The sequence below is a fragment of the Exiguobacterium sp. UBA3968 genome, assembly GCF_002385115.1.
GTDB lineage: Bacteria > Bacillota > Bacilli > Exiguobacteriales > Exiguobacteriaceae > Exiguobacterium_A.
In genome coordinates this window covers 82132-102523 of the sequence record NZ_DGCW01000005.1, presented here as the reverse complement: position 1 = coordinate 102523, position 20392 = coordinate 82132, and the positions used below count along the sequence as shown (strand labels likewise).

The 20392-nt window shown below is 45.0% G+C and carries 16 protein-coding genes; 9 read left to right on the top strand and 7 right to left on the bottom strand.

The features are described from left to right. Nucleotides 1-33: 33 nt before the first annotated feature. From B3S86_RS02180 to B3S86_RS02155, 6 genes are all read right to left on the bottom strand, one after another. Nucleotides 34-2334 (bottom strand): glycoside hydrolase family 65 protein, encoded by a 2301-nt coding sequence (locus B3S86_RS02180; RefSeq protein WP_035409323.1) that lies wholly within the window; start codon nt 2332-2334, stop codon nt 34-36. Between the two features lie 225 nt (nt 2335-2559). Beyond that, a complete protein-coding gene (locus tag B3S86_RS02175) occupies nt 2560-3591 on the bottom strand; it encodes a LacI family DNA-binding transcriptional regulator (RefSeq protein ID WP_056061891.1) in 1032 nt (343 codons plus the stop codon). A 34-nt stretch (nt 3592-3625) separates the two neighbouring features. Then, complete coding sequence (locus tag B3S86_RS02170) at nt 3626-5149, bottom strand: alpha-amylase family glycosyl hydrolase (protein ID WP_290748703.1); 1524 nt, start codon at nt 5147-5149, stop codon at nt 3626-3628. 22 nt (nt 5150-5171) lie between these two features. After that, complete coding sequence (locus B3S86_RS02165; protein WP_035409327.1) at nt 5172-6005, bottom strand: sugar ABC transporter permease; 834 nt, start codon at nt 6003-6005, stop codon at nt 5172-5174. 1 nt (nt 6006) lies between these two features. Beyond that, nucleotides 6007-7362, bottom strand: coding sequence for a carbohydrate ABC transporter permease (locus B3S86_RS02160; RefSeq protein WP_035409329.1), 1356 nt, complete (start codon nt 7360-7362; stop codon nt 6007-6009). A 126-nt stretch (nt 7363-7488) separates the two neighbouring features. Then, nucleotides 7489-8745 carry an extracellular solute-binding protein gene (locus B3S86_RS02155; RefSeq protein ID WP_035409778.1) on the bottom strand — a complete coding sequence of 419 codons (1257 nt, stop codon included), beginning with the start codon at nt 8743-8745 and terminating at the stop codon, nt 7489-7491. A 455-nt stretch (nt 8746-9200) separates the two neighbouring features. Here B3S86_RS02155 and B3S86_RS02150 point away from each other — a divergent pair, with 455 nt between their 5' ends. Together B3S86_RS02150 and B3S86_RS02145 are read left to right on the top strand one after the other, a co-directional pair. Then, a complete protein-coding gene (locus tag B3S86_RS02150; RefSeq protein WP_035409331.1) occupies nt 9201-10988 on the top strand; it encodes a glycoside hydrolase family 13 protein in 1788 nt (595 codons plus the stop codon). A gap of 140 nt (nt 10989-11128) precedes the next feature. After that, a complete protein-coding gene (locus B3S86_RS02145; RefSeq protein WP_290748694.1) occupies nt 11129-12280 on the top strand; it encodes a cation:proton antiporter in 1152 nt (383 codons plus the stop codon). Between the two features lie 57 nt (nt 12281-12337). On the opposite strand, the gene B3S86_RS02140 is transcribed toward B3S86_RS02145, so the two are convergent. Next, nucleotides 12338-13111: an enoyl-CoA hydratase/isomerase family protein gene (locus B3S86_RS02140; RefSeq protein ID WP_290748691.1), complete on the bottom strand. Its 774-nt coding sequence runs from the start codon at nt 13109-13111 to the stop codon at nt 12338-12340. Between the two features lie 194 nt (nt 13112-13305). On the opposite strand from B3S86_RS02140, the gene B3S86_RS02135 reads away from it, so the two are divergent. The 7 genes from B3S86_RS02135 (at nt 13306) to B3S86_RS02105 (ending at nt 20006) form a co-directional block, all read left to right on the top strand. Next, the gene (locus tag B3S86_RS02135) at nt 13306-14688 is read left to right on the top strand and encodes an MATE family efflux transporter (RefSeq protein WP_035398439.1); all 1383 of its coding nucleotides are present in this window, start codon (nt 13306-13308) and stop codon (nt 14686-14688) included. After that, the gene (locus B3S86_RS02130) at nt 14648-15115 is read left to right on the top strand and encodes an aminoacyl-tRNA deacylase (RefSeq protein ID WP_035409337.1); all 468 of its coding nucleotides are present in this window, start codon (nt 14648-14650) and stop codon (nt 15113-15115) included. Before B3S86_RS02135 ends, B3S86_RS02130 begins: the two co-directional genes overlap by 41 nt. A 21-nt stretch (nt 15116-15136) precedes the next feature. Next, nucleotides 15137-15883 (top strand): CDP-diacylglycerol--serine O-phosphatidyltransferase, encoded by a 747-nt coding sequence (gene pssA / locus B3S86_RS02125; protein WP_174316042.1) that lies wholly within the window; start codon nt 15137-15139, stop codon nt 15881-15883. 136 nt (nt 15884-16019) lie between these two features. Continuing rightward, on the top strand, nt 16020-16775 hold the full coding sequence (locus B3S86_RS02120; RefSeq protein ID WP_035409339.1) for a carotenoid biosynthesis protein: 756 nt from the start codon (nt 16020-16022) through the stop codon (nt 16773-16775). Further along, nucleotides 16744-17445, top strand: a complete 702-nt coding sequence (locus B3S86_RS02115) for a lysophospholipid acyltransferase family protein (protein WP_290748686.1) — start codon at nt 16744-16746, stop codon at nt 17443-17445. Before B3S86_RS02120 ends, B3S86_RS02115 begins: the two co-directional genes overlap by 32 nt. Continuing rightward, nucleotides 17442-18518, top strand: coding sequence for a glycosyltransferase (locus tag B3S86_RS02110; protein WP_056060018.1), 1077 nt, complete (start codon nt 17442-17444; stop codon nt 18516-18518). Before B3S86_RS02115 ends, B3S86_RS02110 begins: the two co-directional genes overlap by 4 nt. Nucleotides 18519-18533: 15 nt before the next feature. Further along, the gene (locus B3S86_RS02105; protein ID WP_290748682.1) at nt 18534-20006 is read left to right on the top strand and encodes a phytoene desaturase family protein; all 1473 of its coding nucleotides are present in this window, start codon (nt 18534-18536) and stop codon (nt 20004-20006) included. The last annotated feature ends 386 nt before the right edge of the window (nt 20007-20392 follow it).

The window sequence follows — 20392 nt, the reverse complement described above, 5'->3', positions numbered from 1 at the left end:
AACCGACTTGGCATCAGTTCTTTTTCATCGTATTTATACTGTCATCGAAGCAGGCACCGTAATATTTCCTCCTGCCGGAACTTCTACAGTCGTTCCATGAACGTTTAAGCTGAATGCTTCGCCTTCCGTCTGAGTGATTTCGACGGCGTTTGGCTGAACATGGACATGGATATGATGACCGCGCCACTGCATCCGGAACGCATAGCTCGTCCAGCCTTTTGGCAACATCGGCTTAAAGGACAACGTATCGTTCGCTACCCGTAATCCAGCGAATCCATGGACGATCGACATCCAAGATCCAACCATCGACGTGATGTGTAATCCGTCTTCTGTATCATTGTTGTAGTTATCGAGATCAAGTCGTGCCGAACGTTGGTACAATTCAACTGCCTTTTCCTCATAGCCGACTTCCGCTGCAATGATCGAGTAGATACATGGAGATAATGATGATTCGTGAACCGTACGTGGTTCATAGAAATCGAAGTTCGCTTTCTTCTCTTCTAGACTGAAGCGATCCGTCAAGAAGTAGAGACCTTGCAGGACATCTGCCTGTTTAATGAATACAGAGCGAAGGATCCGGTCCCAAGACCAATTCTGGTTCAGCGGAAGATGTTTGGGATCGAGTTCAGCGACCAAAATTTGTTCCTTATCCATGAAGCCATCCTGTTGCATGAAGATACCAGGAGCTGCTTCATCTTTTGGATAATACATCTTCGCGTCGATATCTGCCCACTTCGCCAGTTCCTCATCCGTCAACGCTAATTGATGCATGAGTTCTTGCAAACGTTCTGGTTCTTCTTGTGCTAGATGACGGTGAACGGTCTGTGTATATTCGAGACACCATGCTGCGATCAGATTCGTATACCAGTTGTTGTTCACGTTGTTCTCGTATTCATTTGGTCCCGTCACCCCAAGAATCATGTAGACATCCTTATGCGCCACATAATTGACACGGCTTGCCCAATAACGAGCAATCTCGACTAACACTTCAAATCCGTATTGTCCGAGATACGACGTGTCACCCGTGTAGTTCGTGTAATTATAAATCGCATGCGCGATTGCGCCGTTCCTGTGAATCTCCTCATGCGTAATTTCCCACTCGTTGTGGCACTCTTCTCCATTCATCGTCACCATTGGATAAAGCGCACCCTTCATCCCGACATTCTTATCCGCGTTTTCTTTTGCTTGCGGTAATTGATTATGCCGATATTTGAGTAGGTTCCAAGCCACTTCCGGCTTCGACGTCGCGAGGTAGAAGTTCAAGCAGTACGCTTCTGTATCCCAATACGTCGCACCGCCATACTTTTCGCCCGTGAATCCTTTCGGTCCAATGTTAAGGCGTGAATCTTCGCCTGTGTATGTCTGGAACATATGGAAGATATTAAATCGAATCCCTTGTTGTGCTTCGACATCTCCTTCAATCTTCACGTCTGCTTCTTCCCAGTGATGCAACCACGCTGCTTCATGTGTCGCAAGTAATGTATCAAATCCGGATTCGAAAGCGGTATGAACCCGTTTCATCGCTTGTTCCAGTAATGCGTCGATGTCATAGTCACGATTCGTTACGAGCGCAACGAATTTCTCGACAGTGACACCTTCTCCGACTACTGCTTGTTTCGTAAAACGATTCGCGACATACTGCGTATTGCCGTCAACGACTTCACAACGTGCGCCTTCGACATCCGTGATCATAGCTGCTGTCACATGCCAATCAAGCTTTTTCGTCTTCGACGTGACGTAACCAAAACGCTCTTCGATTCCGTGTTCAACGGGAAGCCAGAACTTCTCATCATAGTTTGAGTCTTCATTCTCAACATCCGCATCGAGATACGATTCAATGATGATCTCTGCTTCGAAATTGACAGGTGTTACCGTATATTGCAAGGCTGCGATTTCTTTATCGACAATCGAGAAGAAACGTTTGGATTCAACTTTTATTTCCTCTTCCCCATGTTTCAACAGCATCGTCCGTGACAACACACCGTGTTGCATATCGAGTTCGCGTTTGAAGTCGACGACTTCCCACGTGTTCAAATCAACTGCTTTTCCATTAACGGATACTTTTAAGCCCATGATATTGACAGCATTGAGTACTTTCGCGAAGTATTCCGGATAACCATTTTTCCACCAACCAACACGTGTCTTATCTGGATAATAAACACCTGCGACATACATGCCTTGATGTGTGTCACCTGTGTACTCTTCTTCAAATGTACCGCGCATTCCCATATGACCGTTTCCGATCGATGTCATCGATTCTGCTAGTCGATTATCTTCTGGATGAAAACCAAGCTCTGTAATTTTCCACTCATTGACCTCAAAAAGTCGTTTCATCGTCAAGTCGCTCCTTTTATGCTAAACATGTCAGCTAGCCTGATCATGTAAGCGTTTCATCTGTACTCTACATTCTTTATTGTACACATAAAAAGCTTCAATGCAATCGTTTGCACGAAAATAAATTTCTTTTTCTGCAACCGCTTCCTTTTACTAGGAATAGATGTCTCTTGCATCAAAAAAAGTCTATGATTAAACCCGTCGGTTTAAACATAGACTTTCGTTTCATGCTTCGGATTTTCCGCCACAAGACTGACGGACGACAAGATAGTGTGGGACAATGACGCGTTTCCCATAAGGCGTCGCATCTTCATTGATTTGTTCAATCAGACAATTCGTTGCTTCAAAGCCAAGTCCAAAGATATTGATTTCGACAGAAGTCAACGGTGGACTTGAGAATTCTGCGATGAACAAGTTATTGAAACTGACGACAGCCATTTGATCTGGTACACTGATGCCCATCTCATTGAGCGTACTCATGACACCAAGTGCCATCATGTCGTCACTGACAACGACAGCGGTCGGTGGGTGTTCAAGTGACATTAGTCGTTTGACTGCTTCAGCCCCTCCTGTCGTCATAAATGGTGCGCTGACAATATAAGACTCTTGAATTGGAATGCCCTCTTCCATGAGAGCCGTCTTGTATCCGCCGACACGCTCTTGCGTCACGGCTAAGTCCTGTGCGCCACCTACGAATGCGATGCACTCGTGTCCGAGTTGATGTAAATACTTCGTTACCTCTCGACCTGCCAGATAATTATCCGTATCGACATACGTGACGTGCGACGAATCACTGAATGGTTTCCCGACGACAACGAACGGGAACTTCGAGTCTTGCAAAAATTGAACGACTTTATCATCCGTTCGGGAATAAAGAACGACGACACCATCGACGCGGCGACCCTGAACCATCGAGACGACACCTTCGTACACCTCTTCTTCCGAGACACCTGTCGTCATATAAAGCGAATATCCATTTTGATGCGCTTTTGTACTAATCCCTCGAATGACTTCCGAAAAGAATGGATTTTGAAGCGTTTTTGTTGCGGCACTCGGCATGACGAGACCAATCGCTTGTGTCGTCCGATTCGCTAGACTGCGCGCATGAACGTTCGGATAGTATCCGAGTTCATCCATCGCCTGTCGTACCCGTTCTTTCGTCTTTTGACTGATACGCGAACTGTTCGCGATGACGCGTGACACCGTCGAGGGTGCGACATTTGCCTCCCGTGCTACATCCTTGATTGTTACCTGCATCCCCTTCACCTCACATTTCCCCTACTTAAGTATTTTATTTCGTTTGACGTTGCATCCGTTTACGGTGAACGAGAAGAAGTATGAGCGCTAAAATTGGAGCGATTGCACCGATTGCGACGATCGACCACCAATTGACTTGTGATTTTTCGATGACGTAGCTATTTGCGCTACTTGCATCGAGCGTGATTTCATACGCGTCACCATCTTGACGCACCAAGTCTGAGAATAAAAGACCTCTCAAACGCTGATCATTACCGATTTCCTTCGCAGATACACGTAAGCTCGTTTTTTTCTCCCCAAGATTAATCGCATAAACGACTTGTTGTTGTTTGGTTTCCCGTGAGTAGACCGCCATATGATCCGTTTTTGCGATCAAGCGTTGCTTCCCTGTGGCAAACGCTGGGTAGTCCTCGCGCATCTCATTCAACGTTTTTACGTACTGTTGCATCTTCTTGTTTTCATCAAATGTCATCATCATCCGGTTTCCGGGATCCTCACCGCCTGGCATCGCTACCTCTGTTCCTTGGTAGACGATTGGCATACCTGGAGCAGCATAGAGTGCAAACAGCGCTAATCGAAGTTGACGCTCCTCTTCTTTTGCGCCACTAATCTTCGCTTCCGTGATGAAACGTTTGACATCATGATTGTCAATGAAAGTTGCAAGTCCTTTAGCATTCGGATTAAACGTAGTATCTCGATTATAAACTGAATCGAGTTCTTCCGCTGAACCATTTTTGCGGGCAAACTGGTCCTTAACCCCATAATAAAACGGGAAATTCGTGACGGAATCAAAGCCTAATTTTGAATAGGAGGCAATTTTTCGCGGATCTCCGTCAAACACTTCAGCCAGTAAGAATAAGTTTGGATGCTTTTCCTTTACTGCAGGAATGAATGTTTTCCAAAATGCGGCTGGCACATGGCGAACCGTATCCAGTCGATAACCGTCTATACCCGTTTCATCGACCCAGTAGTTCGCAACATCAATTAAGTAATTCACAACTTCAGGATTTTCCGTATTGAAGTCTGGTAAATCAAATAACCAATTATTTTCGACTTCCGATGGGTTATTCCAGTTCATGATGGGTTGATTTTTATGGAACCAGTCCGGTTTTTCTTTGACCATTGGGTGATTCGGTCCTAAGTGATTGACGACAAGATCGAGAACGACCTTGATATCTCGGTCATGCGCTTCCTTGACGAGACGCTTGAACTCTTCTTTTGTTCCAAAATGCGGATCAATCTCGTAATAATCATCCGTCCAGTATCCATGATACCCATTTGGACGGTTCTTAAAGATTGGTGTTAACCAAATTGATGTGAAGCCTTTTTTCTTGATGTAATCAAGACGTTTCGTCACCCCTGCTAAATCTCCACCTTGGAAGGCTTTTGGATTCTCAGGATCCGCCTCTCGGTCATTACTCGGGTCTCCGTTCTCGAACCGATCAACCATGATGAAATACATCCGTTCTTTTTCCCAACTTGCTGCTTCCCCGATCATCGGTTGAAGTCCGATAGACAAGAGAAGCGGCAAGAGGAGAAGCATTATGCCTCGTCTCATGCCGCTGATTTCCCCCTTATGATTATCCTTTCGTTCCACCAGCTGTCAAACCAGAAACGAAGAAACGCTGGAATGCGAAGAAAAGAAGAACGATTGGAACTGCTGATAATACGGCACCTGCCGCGAATAACGTAAAGTTGTTGTCGAACTGCTCTGACACCATGTTATACAACCCGACCGCAAGCGTCTGTTTCTCAGGAGAACGCAGCACAAGCGATGCTAAGATGAAATCGTTAAATGGAGCCATGAAGTTGAACAACGCGATGACGGCGACCATCGGCTTTGCGAGCGGTAAGATGATTTGCCAGAAGATTCGTAAGTGACCGGCACCATCCATCCGTGCCGCCTCATCAAGTTCTTTTGGAATCGTATCAAAATATCCTTTGGCAAGATACGTATTCATTGGAATCGCGCCACCTGAATAGAGTAAGATAAGCGCCAGATGCGTATCAAATAATTCTAACATATTAAGCAGGACATAAATCGCAATGATTGCAACGAATTGCGGTACCATCTGCAACACGAGGAATAGGATTAGTGAATTTTTCCGACCGACAAAGCGATAACGTGAAAAAATATATCCTGTTAACGTAATCAAAGCGACGGATACCACCATCGTGATGACGGCGATCTTAATCGTATTCAAATACCACATGCCGTAATCCGTTTTTGCTGGATCAAACAAATCGAAATAGTGAATTAATGTCGGATTACTTGGGAAAATATCCGATGTAATGCTTTTCCCTGGGTTCAGTGAGGTACCCACGACCCAAAGAAGTGGATAGACGATAATGATGGAGGCGATCGTCAAAATGAGATATGACAACGCCATATTAATTCGGTTTTGTTTTCTCATATTAGATCATATCCTCATCTTTGAATGATTTTGAACGCTTGAACTGAATGACGGCAATCGTCATGATGAAGAACGACAACACAAGCGTGATGGCTGCTGCGAATCCGTACTGCGGATTTGAGCCGAGCGATAATTTGTAAATCCATGAAATCAAGATATCCGTTCCACCTGCTGATTGTCCCGGTACTGCCGGTCCACCATTGTTGAAGAGATAAATGATATTGAAGTTATTGAAGTTGAACGTATACTGCGTGATTAAGATTGGTGCCGTTGCAAATAGAATCATCGGTAACGTGATTAGGCGGAATTTCTCGCCTGCTGTTGCTCCGTCAATCGTCGCCGCTTCATAAAGATCTTCAGGAATCGACTGTAAGATTCCTGTCGTCAGCGTCATGATGTACGGGAATCCTAACCACCACTGAATACCAATCAAGGCAAGCTTCGTATACGTCGGATCCGTCATCCAGTCGAGACCATTCTCAAGACCGATCGCTGGTAACAATGTCGTATTGAAGACACCGAAAGTTTCATTGAACATCGAACGGAAGATCAAGATCGTGATGAACGCTGGTACTGCCCATGACAGGATCAAGATGGAACGGAAGAACCGTTTTCCTTTGAGTCCTTTTTGATTCAGCAAGACTGCAAGGCCGATTCCAATTGCGATGACACCTGTCGTCGAAGCGACGGTCCAGACAAGCGTCCAACCAAGAACGCTCACGAACGTATCACGGAAAATATCGACGGTGAAAATGTTCAGGAAGTTTTGGATGCCGATCCAGTCGACCAGCTTCGCTGGTGGTGAGTTGTTGAATTTGTAGTTCGTAAACGCAATCAAGAATGTAAAGATCAACGGTAAGACGACCGTGAACACTAAAAGTACTAGTGAAGGAATCAACATCGCGTACGGGAACCCGTTATCGCGGAAGTTCCGTAGTTGCATCTTCAAGGAAGGTACTTCGAGGTTCATGTCACGTAACTTACCGATTCGATACGCATCGATAAAGTTCCAGACGTAAATGGCGATACCAAAGACAAGTAAAATCAAGGCAATGATGCCCTCGACCATTAGAAAGATCGAGTGATCCCCCCTTACGCCTGGTACCTCACCGAGTGTAATCAAGCCCCAGATCGCTCCGCGATCGCCAGGACCATTTCCGGCTCCTTTGAAGAACAGTTCAAAGTTAACGAGGAAATATGAAAGTACGACAATAAAAAATGTCGCGCCTTTAAGGAATTGTTTATTGTATAGTTGTCCTACTCCTGGAATGATCGACATCAGCGCCGCAATCTTGCGGTGGTTCGTCTTTTTTTCAGGCGTTGGATTCGTCGGGTGTGGTGTTGCAATCGCAGCCATCGTCCGTTCTCCTTTCCAAAGGTCATGTCTGACCTCAGGCTTCTCTTCCAACCATAAAGATGAGGGGGAATCCAAGATCCCCCTCTCTTTATCTCTTTGTCATGGATTCATGCGTTCCACTTACGCTTATTGATTGTTTGCTTCGATTTGTTGCTTGATTTGTTTGACAGCATCATCTGCTGATTTTTGTGCGTCTTGTTTGTTCGTTGCAACAAGTTGAAGTGCTGCTGCCATCGGCTCCCAAACTTGACCCATTTCAGCGATGTTCGGCATAGGTACACCGTTTTTCGCTTGCGCGAAGACTGCTGCTGCGACTTCATTGTCCTTGATTGTTGCATCTTCTTGAAGTTCAGTGACTGGTGGGATCTCGTTGTATTTCTCGAACATTGCTTTCGCGTTATCTTTACCAGTGAGAGAAGCCAAGAACTTTTCAGCCCACTCAGCATTTTCTGAGTATGCTGAAATTGCGTATGTTTTTACACCAACGAAAGTTTTGATCGGTTCACCGTTTGGAAGTTTTGGAAGTTCCGAAGCTCCAAGGTTGATACCTTTTTCCTTATAACTTGCAACAGCCCATGGTCCGTTCATGACAGCTGCAGCTTTTTTATCACCAAAGAGTTGGTCCATGGCTTGACCACCGCCACCACCGATGAGACCTTTCGGGAAGAGACCCTCTTTATACCATTTACCGATGTAATCCATTCCTTCGACGGCACCTTTATTGTTCAAGCCGATATCTGCTGGATCCAATTTGCCACCATTGTCTTTAAAGACATAACCACCGTATCCACCGATTGGACCGTATGCGAAGTAGAAGTTGTCCCACAGAGCAAGGAATCCGTACTTACCATCTTTTTTCTTTTCAGTAGACAGTTTGTATAAGTCATCCATCGAAGTTGGTGCTTCTTTTAGTTCATCTTTATTGAAAAGGAGGATTGGTGTTTCAATGGCTTTCGGATATCCGTAGACTTTCCCGTCAAACGTTACTGCTGATTTTGCAGTATCGAGGAACGGCTCAAGTGCTTTTTCTCCGTCTTTAAGTTCAGCAATCAACCCTTGGTCAACGACTGTACCAATTTGATCGTGAGGAAGAAGCATGATGTCTGGTCCTTTACCTGCTGGTCCATCAAGTGCTACTTTCTTTTGCTGATCCGTCATTTTGACTTCTTTGACTTCGACTTTCACGCCTTCTTTTTCTTCGAACGCTTTAGCTGCCGCTTTTGTCGTTTCAGCTTTGTCTGTATCTTCCCAGACGACGATTTTAGATGGTTTTTTACTGCCTGATTCTGAAGATGAAGAATCAGAATCTGATCCACCGCCACATGCTGCAAGTGCACCCATTGCCATGACAGATACAGAAAGACCTGCTACGAATTTTTTCATTTCCATGATTGAAATTTCCTCCCCAAGTTAACTTATGAATGATACGTTTTAATGCACAACGTTTGCATAAAGGCACAACCATTTTCCCATGATAACAACCAAATGGTTGTAAGCGTTTTATGAAAACGTTTGCATCACCTTTACATTTTTATTATACAATCTAAAATCCTTTTGACAAGACCTTTTAATCAATTATTTTCTTACATTTCAAAAACTTTTTATTTCTGATTTCATTATTTGAATCAAATGCTAGGTTGGATAAGCAAACAAAAAGAAAACGTTTTCATTTTTATCGTTTGCACAACATGATGCAAACGATTGCATCATACTCTCGACTTTTATCAGGAATCCTTGATTTCATGGGATTGCAATTGACTTTAAGAAAGCGCTTTACTATTCTTAGGTCGAAGATATAATCAATACGATGCAAGCGATTGCGTTAAGGAGTGACTGCCATGTTCAAAGAAGCTGTGTTTCACCGTGCGATGTCTCCCTTCGTCTATAAGTATGACGAGCGAACGATCCACATCCGTTTACAAACAAAAAAAAATGACGTTGATCGCGTCGATTTGATTTGGGGCGATCCGTATGATTGGCATACTGAAAACCCAGATGCCGCCGACTGGAACTTCGATCCCTCGAAATCAAACTACTGGAATACATTCGAAACGCCGATGAAGCGTAGTGGCTCTGATGAACTATATGATTATTGGTTCATTGATGTCGTTCCACCCTTCCGTCGTCTACGATATGGTTTCCGTCTCCATGACGGTGCGACAAGCCAAATCTTTACAGAGCGTGGATGGTTCGACGAAAAACCACTTGATGACACTGGATATTATTTCTGCGTTCCTTTCCTTAATGCAGTCGACGTATTTACTGCACCAGATTGGGTCCAGGATACGGTTTGGTATCAAATCTTCCCAGACCGCTTCGCAAATGGCGATACGACGAACGACCCGGCTGGTACACTTCCATGGAACAGCACGGCACCGACGACGACGAATCTCTTCGGTGGAGATTTCCAGGGTGTCATCGATCATATCGACTACCTTGTTGAGCTCGGTATTACTGGCATTTACTTCTGTCCGATCTTCTTGGCGAAATCGAATCATAAATACGATACGATTGATTACTTAGAAATTGATCCACAGTTCGGCACTAAAGAAAAATTCAAGGAAATGGTTGATTTGTTACATGCACATGGTATTCGCATCATGCTAGATGCCGTCTTTAATCACGCTGGCTTCCACCATAAAGCCTTTGCTGATATCCGTGAACATGGTAGTCATTCGACATATAAGGAATGGTTCCACTTGCGCGATTTCCCACTCGTGACCGAACCGCTACCGAACTACGATACATTTGCTTTCGTACCTGAGATGCCGAAATTCAATACCGAGAACGATGAAGTAAAGTCATACTTACTCCATGTCGCCCGCTATTGGGTCGAGGAATTCGGAATCGATGGCTGGCGACTCGACGTCGCCAACGAGGTCGATCACGCATTTTGGCGTGATTTCCGTCAAGTCGTCAAGGAAGTCAACCCTGACACGTATATCCTTGGTGAAATTTGGCATGACTCACAGGAATGGTTGCTCGGTGACCAGTTTGACGCCGTCATGAACTATCCATTTACGAATGCCGCTTTGAATTTCTTTGCTTTAGATAAGACTAAAGCAACTTCGTATGCGAACGATATGTCGCATGTATTGTTCTCAAACACGATGAATGTCAATGAAGTGACCTTTAATTTAATCGGTTCACACGATACACCACGTGCGTTGACGCGTGCTGGCAATAACAAACAAAAGCTTCGTCTTCTCTTGTTATCGATGTTGACGTTCTCGGGTAGTCCCGTCATCTATTATGGTGATGAAATCGGTCTCGATGGCGATCAAGATCCAGGCTGTCGGAAATGCATGCCATGGGATCCAGAGGAGCAGGATCAGGAGTTATTCGCCTATACGCGACACTTGTTACAGCTTCGAAAGCAGCATAAGACGCTTGCGAACCAAGGTCACATTTCTTTCGTTCATGCGAATGATGAGACGAATACGATCATCATGCGTCGCATGAGCCCGGAAGGATTGTATTATATCTACTTCAACAATTCAGATGTTCCTGTTTCGCTGACCGCTCCACAAGCTGGTCGAGGACTTGATTTATTGACGAACACGCACCAGCAGACACTTGATGTTTCTCTCCCCGCGTATTCTGGAACGATCGTTCAAGTCTTATAACCACCTAAAAGCCTGTACACCCACCTTCTAAAAAGAAGTTTTGTGTACAGGCTTTTTTCTGTATCCGTTCTCCAAGATAAAAACAAGTTAATGAATGCCATCGAATTAGGGTATAGGGTACAGAAAGGAGAACATCCTCCATGGAAATTTTCTTTTACGCCGGTCTCATCCTCATTGGCTTGTTTACGATCAGTTACTTGAGTGAACGATTCCACGTCCCGAGTATTCTGGCCTTCATCTTGATTGGAATCGTCCTTGGATTTTATTACGATCCTCCCGAAGAACTGAAACTCGGAGGAGAAGCGGGCATCATCGTCCTGTTCTTTTTACTCGGCCTAAAATTTTCAGTGGCGGACTTGCTGATTCAGCTCCGTTCCATTTGGAAAGCAGGAGTCATCGATATTCTACTTTCGTTTGGTGGAACAATCCTGTTGACTTTATCGTTCGGTTTTTCCATCGCCGAATCGTTTTTGATCGGCTGTGTTTTGTATGCGACGAGTTCTTCGATTTCAGCTCGACTGCTCGATCGGGAACCGGATAAACATCAGGATGTGAATCGCTTCGTGCTGTCCTTACTCGTCTTCGAAGATTTGATGGCACCGATCCTACTGACGACGGCCCCGTTCGTTTTAGGGACTGAGACGTTCTCGGTTGCCAAAATCAGCATCATCTTTTTAGGGTTCGCCTTCTTCTTCATTGCTTTAATCATCATGACGTTATTCATCCGAAGACGGAAACGTCTCGTCGATTCACTCTACCGTCATCCTGATGCCGGCATCGGAATCATCGGGTTAATCTTGTTATTTTCCGGTATCGGTATTTTATTCGGATTGTCAGAAGTACTTGGCGCCTTTATCATCGGTATTCTGTTAACCGAACTGGATGAGACGCGTTATCTTAGACGACTAGTCACTCCGTTTCAAGACTTATTATTACCATTGTTCTTTATCACGTTCGGAATGTCATTCGAGTTGACTGACGGATTACCGATTGATCTATTTTTCTTCGCTCTTGTCATTTGGGGAGTCGTCTCTAAATTCTTAGTCGGTTACCTCGGCGGAAGGTCCTTTGGTTTATCAAATTATCATGCGATCGAATCTGGCTTCTGTCTTGGTCCACGTGGTGAATTTTCGATACTTTTCATCACGCTCGCTAGTGGTGCATTCGTGACATTGACTGGGATATACATTTTTGTTTCTGCTTTTCTTGGAATTTTACTATTCCGTATCTCTACGGGATTAACGAACCGTACACATGCGACTGCACGAAAAATCAAAAAGAAATTGAAATAAAAAAGACGTCGGCGCATAGTGCGTTTCCGACGTCTTTCTTCTATAGATAACCTCGATTCATCGTCCGACAAAAACAGGGCGTTTTTTTTCGATGAAGGACTCAACCGCGTGACGGTGATCTTTTGTTTTTCCAGCACATGACTGGTAGATGATTTCTTGAGCGAGCATTTCCTCCAAATTATTTTCATAACTCGCTGCTTGCAGCTGCTTAATGTACCCGATCACTTTCGTCGGACGATTCGCTAGCTGACGAGCAAAAGCTGTGACCTCTTCTCCAAATTTCTCTGATTCAATGCTTCGCGTCGCAAGGTTGAGCGTAACGGCTTCTTCTGCTGAAATCGTATCACCGAGTAACGCAAGCTCCGTTGCTTTTGCCGCTCCGATCAGTCGAGGTAAGAAATACGGGGCACCCGCATCCGGAACAAGACCGATATTAATGAATCCGAGTGACAATTTCGCTTCCGCGTGGACAAGCCGAAAATCGCAGGCTAGTGTCATTGATAAACCGGCACCTGCTGCTACACCATTGATAGCAGCAATCGTCGGTTTTTTCGATTTAGCGATTGCCCGAACGACAGGATGGTAATACTGCTTTAGATATTCACCATGGTCGAGCTCAGGAGAGACAGTTTTTAAATCTTGTCCTGCGCAAAAACCGCGTCCTTCACCAGTCAAGACGATGACTCGTACTTCTTCATCTTGATTTGCTTCTTCTAAAGCGTCTGCGAGTTCTTCTAATAAATTCGAGGTTAATGCATTCAATTGTTTCGGTCGAGCGAGCGTTAACGTCGCAATCTGATCCTTGACGACATAATTCAGTTCTCGTTTCATCGGATTCCCCTACCTTTTAAAAATGAATGATTGTTCATTATGATGTATTCGTGATATTTTATGAAAATCCTTTTAAATCTCTATTTTTTCGATGAAAGACAAAAAACCCTCTTTCATTATGAAAATTGAAGGCGTATAGTTTCAAAAAGATAAAGAAACACTATTCGTTTTATGAAACAAAGGGGATTTATTTTATGAAAACAGTCAAGCAACCAAGCTTATTCCACATTACGTGGCCATTATTCATTGAAATCGCACTGCATATGAGTCTCGGAATCATTGCAACGTTGATTTTAAGTTATTACTCGGATAGCGCTGCTGCGGCAGTCGGCGTATCCAATCAAATTTTGAATATCTTCATCATTTTATTCAATATCACATCGGTCGGTGCAACGATCATCATTGGTCAGTATCTTGGTGCAAGAAAGACACAAAATGCTCGCCAAACTGCTCGATCCGCTTTTGCAATTAACTTGTATACCGGTCTCATCGTTTCTCTGACCGTCGTCTTGTTCGGAAGACAACTTCTTGGATTTTTCTCATTAGAAGGAGAGACCCTCGTTTATGGCGAAACGTTCATTAAGATCGTTGGTTTGTTCCTTTTCTTAGAAGCCATCTCACTGACACTGGGTGCGATTCTTCGGAGTCATGGATTCACTAAAAATGCTATGTACGTCACGCTACTCATGAATTTCGTTAGTGCTTTTGGTAACGTCATCGCTGTTCTTGGACTCTTCGGCATTCCCGTTCTCGGTGTTGCTGGTGTCGCTTGGTCGATCGTCATCGCCCGGACAATCGCTGTCCTTGTGTTGTTCTTTGTCGTTTACCGCAAACTTTCTTTACGTTTTACAGTAAAAGACTTGATTCATTTCAATCGTGAGGATGTGAAACGAATCATGAACATCGGAATCCCATCTGCTGGTGAAGGGATCTCGTATCAATTCTCACAACTCATCATCACAGGATTCATCGCAACGATTGGTGAAGCAGCGTTGTCTGCTCGTGTTTATGTATCAAACATCACGATGCTTTGTTTCCTATTTACGCTTGCCATCGCTCAAGGAACTCAATTACTCGTCGCACGCCAAGTTGGTGCTCAACAATTTGAACAAGCATACGGACGTGCTGTGAAAACATTGAAGATCGCTGTTTTCGCAAGCTTCATCTCAGCTGTCGCTCTTGCTTCATTCGGTTCATCGATTCTATCAGCGTTCACATCGAGTCCCGAAATCATTGCAATTGGTATCCCACTACTCTGGGCAAGCGTCATTCTTGAACCAGGTCGCGCAATGAACATCGTGCTCATGGGAACTCTTAAATCGGCAGGAGATGTTCGTTTCCCTGTCGCCATCGGTATTCTATCGATGTGGGGAATCGCGGTCGTCCTAAGTTATACGCTTGGTCTTGGTTTCGGTCTCGGTTTACTTGGAATCTGGATTGCCTTCTCTGCTGACGAATGGTTCCGTGGCATTTTCGCCATGAAACGTTGGCACGGACGGAAATGGGTCCAATACTCACTCGTCAAAGGAGAAACACATGAGCAAAACGAACGTCGAGAGGCTTCTGAAGCAGTCTAAGATTGACTTTGAATCCCTCACTTATCCTGTTGATCTTGATGATTTATCTGCTGAAGCCGTCGCTAGAAAGATTAATTACCCCCTTTCGACCATTTTTAAAACCCTTGTTTTGAAAATGGTCGAAAATAAATATGTCTTCGTCGTCATTTCGGGGGAAGAAGAACTCTCTCTAAAGGCAGCGGCTAAAGCATTGCATTCGAAAAAAGTCGCGCTTGTTCCGATGAAGGAGTTAGAATTCCTGACTGGCTATATTCGAGGTGGTGTCTCTGCCATCGGTGCTAAGAAGAATTTTCCGGTTCTTTTATCGGATCGTGCTATCCATGAACCATTCATCATCATATCCGCTGGAAAACGTGGACATCAAGTTCGATTGAATCCTCATGATTTTTTATCTTTCACTCAGGGGATTCTCTTTACAAACGGCTGAATTCCATCTCCTAATTATGGTATGATGAGTAGTATCGATGAAGTGGCAGGAGGAATCATTTTGTGGAAAGATCGTGTTCGTAATTCAATACCCAACCTATTTACGTTCGGAAATCTGTATTGTGGTTTTTTAGCCATCGTCATGGCAGCAAAAGGTGATTTTCAAAATGCCACCTTACTAATCGTCATCGCGATGATGCTTGATAGTCTGGACGGACGTCTTGCTCGGATGCTTGGTGTAGCAGGCGACTTCGGAAAAGAACTGGACTCATTAGCAGATATCGTGACATTCGGTGTCGCACCTGCAATGATGGCCTACTATACGTATTTCTATGAATTCGGAGAAGTTGGTTTACTAATCTCTGCTCTGTTCCCGTTGTTCGGCGCATTCCGTCTTGCCCGGTTTAATTTATCGGCAACGAATGTGGCATCTGCTTATTTTTCAGGTGTACCAATTACGGCGGCAGGTGGTATTTTGGCCGTCGTCACGTTGTTTAGTGGACGAATGAACGACTTGATGGTCCCACTTGTCTTCACAGGTCTTGCCTTCTTGATGGTCAGTCGTGTCAAGATTCCGAGTTTTAAAGACATTCCCGTTCCGCGCCATACGTTCGTCATCACCTTTACGTTGCTGTACGTGACGTATGTCATGATTGCGCGTAGCAATGAGTGGTCGACGTTTTGGTTCGTTGCTGTTCCGTTGTATATCGCGTTTCTCCTTTTCTCATTTATCAAAAAGAAGAAGCAAAAACAACATTCAAACGGATGATGATAGGAAGTGGTTCGGTTTCTCTTGCGAGAAGCCGGACCACTTTTTTTATAAGACCGCTTCTCCCTCGCTCGTTTTCAAGATATATGGGTATACTTATGACAGAAGCTATTTTGGAAATGGAGGAATGTCACGCATGGAGCAGTTTCATAAACGTCTTTGGATTTTCTTTTCGATTTGGTTCGCCATTGGCTTGATCTTAGTCGGTTTTTCGTTACTTCCTCCTTGGCTCGAGTGGGCCAATGCCGTCTTTTTATTCGCTTCCGGCTTATACGCAGCTCTCTATTTTTGGCATGTCTTACCGAAGGGACGTCTTGTCATCCCCTTCATCTTTTTTGGTTCGATCATCATTGAGTCGATTGGGGTCCATACCGGTTGGCCGTTCGGAACATATCGTTACGAGTCGGATTTCGGTGTCCAGTTATTAGGTGTGCCGATTACGATTGGGGCTGCATGGTTGTCGGTCATGGGTGCGAGTCTCGCTTTCTCCCGTTTGTTCTCATTTCGCTATAGTACACTGATTCTCGTTCCATTGTTTGCCGTTTGGCTCGATTTAGCGATCGATCCTGTTGCTGCTAACGTGAAATCGTATTGGCTTTGGCAAGACGGTGGATGGTATTACGATATTCCGACACAGAATTTCTTCGGGTGGTATGGAACGGCGCTCGTCTTTTCCTTTTTCATCAATCGCTATCAAGTCAAAGCGACGGATGCCGCACTCGAACAAAACAATCAGTATCTCTTTTTGATGTTGCACACTTTATTCGGTGTAACAGCAGGAGTTGCTGGTCTCTATGGCGTCACTTTGGTCAGCTTAAGTGCGTTCATCGTCTATTTCATTGTGAAACGAGGGGTTATCGTTGAAAGAAGCAAACAAAAGCAAATTAGCTGAATCCGTATTTCATGCGTATGTTGATCATGCTTTGATTCAGCGTCATTTTCACCGTGTTTTATACCGCGCAGACGATTTACCCGTCCCAGGACTCATGCTTGCTACGCATAGTTCTTGGTGGGATGGTATGATTCTTTTTCATTTGGATCAGACCTGTTTCCATCACGACCCCTATGTCATGATTGACCAGGCAGGACTCGCCCGTTTTCCATTCTTCTCCCGTCTCGGAGCTTTCTCTGTCGACCGGACATCGTTCTCTGATATCAAGAAAAGCCTTCAATATGCAAAAGCACGACTCCAAAACGGAAGCAGCGTCTGGATGTTTCCTCAAGGTGAGGAACGGCATCAAGAAGAACGACCGATGCACTTAGCAAGTGGAGCAACGCAATTAATGCGTCATGCGGATACCGTGTCTCTCGTCGCCTTCTACTATTCGTACGGACATGAACAGCAACCGGATGTCTATGTAAGGACGCGTCGCTTTTATCCATTGTCTGACGAACGATCCAGTGTCCAAGTAAAACGTCTGACAGTAGAGCTAACAGCATTATATGACGACATACGAGCAGATGCGATGGCAGAGCGTGTTGATTTGTATCGCTGTATCTCAAAACGAAGGGAACCACTCCCTGCGCGAACGGAGCGCTGGTTACGGGCACTTCGGTCATGAGTTGGTTCTTTTTTTTCCTCGCTCTAGCTGTCTGTCTCTACACATGGGTCAATTTAGCTTTTTTACCTCGATTAACGGATGCCGTTCAACCAGATAGTCTAGCAATCTGCATCCCGTTACGTAACGAGGAGCGCAATGTACGAAAATTATTAGACGCACTGGAACCCGCTTTGACATCAGGTATGCACGTCTACTTATATGAAGATCGTTCGACCGATCGGACGCGTGAGTTATTGCTCGATCGGATTGGTCAAGACAATCGTTTTACGGTGATTGATGGTCTTCCCTTACCAGTAGGCTGGGCAGGAAAGGTCCATGCGTGTCATCAACTCGCGAGACGAACGACAGAGGACTATCTATTATTTCTCGATGCTGATGTGACACTGACACCTGATGCAATTTGTCGCTTATACGGAACGTTACGAACAGAACGAGCCGTTTTCCTTTCTGGTTTTCCGTCATTTCCTGTACCGACGTTTCTCGGGAAGTGTTTGATTCCGATACAACATGTTCTTATCGCACAGCATCTTCCGATTCCGTTTCGCAAGGTGAAACATCCGGCTTTTGCCGCTGCGAACGGAATGGTCGTCCTCGTCGAACGACATGCTTACGAACAAGTCGGTGGACATGACAGCATTCGAACGGCTCTTGTAGACGACCTAGAGCTTTGTCGTACATTTAAACGACATGGATGGACAACGACACTTGTCGAAGTCGCCCCAGTTGTTTCTTGCGACATGTACGCCACGAATGAAGAAGTCTGGCAAGGTTTTCTAAAGAATGTCTTTCGTGGGATGAACGATTCCTACGTCGTCGGATCATACTTTCTACTCTTTTACTTGATTCAAGCAAGTGTCCTACCTTATCTCATCCTTCACCCATCCTGGCAGATGGGTGGCGCACTGATTCTTCTTTACTTAGCAAGATTCCGGATCGATCGTGCGGCACAAATCCGACATGTTTGGTGGCTTCATCCACTGGCGGTACTCCTTTATGTCATCTTGCTAGCCAGTGCGATGATTCGAAGCTTTAGGAAACGGGAAATCACATGGAAGGGTCGAACCTATTCATAAGGAGGAATCAATAGTATGAAACATATAGCTGTCATCGGAGCCGGTCTTGGTGGACTCAGCGCCGCCATTTCATTAGCGGCAAAAGGGTTTCGTGTCACTGTCGTCGAGCGTAATGCACATATTGGCGGCAAGATGATGCCGATCGTCACAGAAGGACATCGCTTCGACTTCGGACCTAATACGATCACAATGCCGGAAGTCTTTCAGTCTGTCATTCTCGAGTCCGGAGCAGATCCCGATGAATACTTTACATTTACGAAACTTGAGCGCCATACGATCAATCACTTTTCAGACGGACGCACGTTAACCTTTTCGTCTGGGCGAGAAGCGATGCGAACAGAAGTAGATCGTTTCACGAACGGTCAGTTGGCGAAAAACGATATTGCCGGTTACCAAGAGGAAGTCGCGAAGTTGCATACGATCGCCAAACGACAATTTTTCACAAATATCGATTCATATGTCCGCCCTTCCCTGTGGCGTGACATGCTAAAAGTACATCCCTTTCAAAGTCTCCATGGACTGCATAAACACTACTTTAAGGATAAAGAGTTAATTCAGGCACTTGATCGTTATGCGACATATATCGGGAGCAGTCCGTATCAAACACCTGCTACCTTCAGTTTAATCGCTCATTTAGAACTAAATGACGGCGTCTACTTCACGAATGGCGGCAATACAGCAATCGCAGAAGGATTCGCTCGACGTGCAAAAGAACTCGGTGTCGTCTTCCGGCTTGGAGATGAGGTGACCCAGATCGAAGTCGTCGACGGACAAGCAACGGAAATCGAATTGAATCATTTAGAGTATCTACCCGTCGACTTCGTCGTCATGAACGGTGATTTGTTGACACAATATCCACGTCTGATCTCAGAAACCGCACGACCTGATTTTAAAAATCCGACGCCTACTCAAGTCGAACCGTCCATTTCTGCCTATGTCCGTTGCATCGGTCTCTCACGGCGGATCGAAGGACTGGCTCATCATAACGTCTTCTTCTCTTCAGATTACGAAGCAGAGTTCAAAGCACTTTTTGATGAAAAACGTTATGCGGAGGAACCGACGATCTATATCTCCAATTCTTCCGTCACAGCCCCAGAAATGGGACAAGCGGGTGACAATCTGTTTGTACTCGTCAACGCGCCTGCGACAGATACTGGACATGCGATTGATTTTGATACGTATGATCAACTGATCAATCAACGGTTGCAGTCGTTTGGAATTGATATTTCATCAGATGTCGTCTACGAACAACGGGTCACACCACAGGATATCGAACAAACCTTCTTTGCTTATCACGGCTCGTTGTATGGCTTGTCATCCAATGGCATCCGGTCGTCTTTCCTCCGTCCGAGCAACCGTTCAAAGAATGTTCACAATTTGTTTTTTGCTGGTGGATCAACGCATCCTGGTGGTGGTAGTCCAATGGTGACGCTTTCAGGAAAACTAGCAAGTGAACGAATCGTCTCTGCTGTCGCCGCTACCCTGTGAACGTTATGTGAATTGCATATCAATCACTTGTACGGACAACTAAGATTTGATACGATTACTTCGAGTTCAAGAGGTAGTGATTGACCCCACATCCTCAATCAAGCGCAAGGTGACTTCCCCGAGTCAAGAGCGTTGAAGAACTTACTTTTTCTAACCAGCGAAATTAAATGGGACCCACCCATTTCATCACGTGACTCATCGTGTGTCCATTCGCATGACTTACGACGTTCCCCCTTAGATCGTCTCATCCGAATGGTCCACAGATAGCTCGATAAAGAAAAGACCATCCCCGTGGTCGAAACAGACCTATCTCGTAGTCCAGATGTTCGCTCTGGTGTAGAAGTAATCTGAGACTCCCCGGTCTCAGACCATAGAAAAAAGACCTT

What these genes read in the sequence shown, in the direction of transcription:
- B3S86_RS02175 (WP_056061891.1), bottom strand. Translation starts at nt 3,591, where the DNA reads ATGCAGGTAACAATCAAGGATGTAGCACGGGAGGCAAATGTCGCACCC.
- B3S86_RS02180 (WP_035409323.1), bottom strand. Translation starts at nt 2,334, where the DNA reads ATGAAACGACTTTTTGAGGTCAATGAGTGGAAAATTACAGAGCTTGGT.
- pssA (WP_174316042.1), top strand. Translation starts at nt 15,137, where the DNA reads ATGATGAGTAGTATCGATGAAGTGGCAGGAGGAATCATTTTGTGGAAA.
- B3S86_RS02110 (WP_056060018.1), top strand. Translation starts at nt 17,442, where the DNA reads ATGAGTTGGTTCTTTTTTTTCCTCGCTCTAGCTGTCTGTCTCTACACA.
- B3S86_RS02145 (WP_290748694.1), top strand. Translation starts at nt 11,129, where the DNA reads ATGGAAATTTTCTTTTACGCCGGTCTCATCCTCATTGGCTTGTTTACG.
- B3S86_RS02155 (WP_035409778.1), bottom strand. Translation starts at nt 8,745, where the DNA reads ATGAAAAAATTCGTAGCAGGTCTTTCTGTATCTGTCATGGCAATGGGT.
- B3S86_RS02150 (WP_035409331.1), top strand. Translation starts at nt 9,201, where the DNA reads ATGTTCAAAGAAGCTGTGTTTCACCGTGCGATGTCTCCCTTCGTCTAT.
- B3S86_RS02130 (WP_035409337.1), top strand. Translation starts at nt 14,648, where the DNA reads ATGAGCAAAACGAACGTCGAGAGGCTTCTGAAGCAGTCTAAGATTGAC.
- B3S86_RS02140 (WP_290748691.1), bottom strand. Translation starts at nt 13,111, where the DNA reads ATGAAACGAGAACTGAATTATGTCGTCAAGGATCAGATTGCGACGTTA.
- B3S86_RS02105 (WP_290748682.1), top strand. Translation starts at nt 18,534, where the DNA reads ATGAAACATATAGCTGTCATCGGAGCCGGTCTTGGTGGACTCAGCGCC.
- B3S86_RS02165 (WP_035409327.1), bottom strand. Translation starts at nt 6,005, where the DNA reads ATGAGAAAACAAAACCGAATTAATATGGCGTTGTCATATCTCATTTTG.
- B3S86_RS02135 (WP_035398439.1), top strand. Translation starts at nt 13,306, where the DNA reads ATGAAAACAGTCAAGCAACCAAGCTTATTCCACATTACGTGGCCATTA.
- B3S86_RS02170 (WP_290748703.1), bottom strand. Translation starts at nt 5,149, where the DNA reads ATGAGACGAGGCATAATGCTTCTCCTCTTGCCGCTTCTCTTGTCTATC.
- B3S86_RS02120 (WP_035409339.1), top strand. Translation starts at nt 16,020, where the DNA reads ATGGAGCAGTTTCATAAACGTCTTTGGATTTTCTTTTCGATTTGGTTC.
- B3S86_RS02160 (WP_035409329.1), bottom strand. Translation starts at nt 7,362, where the DNA reads ATGGCTGCGATTGCAACACCACACCCGACGAATCCAACGCCTGAAAAA.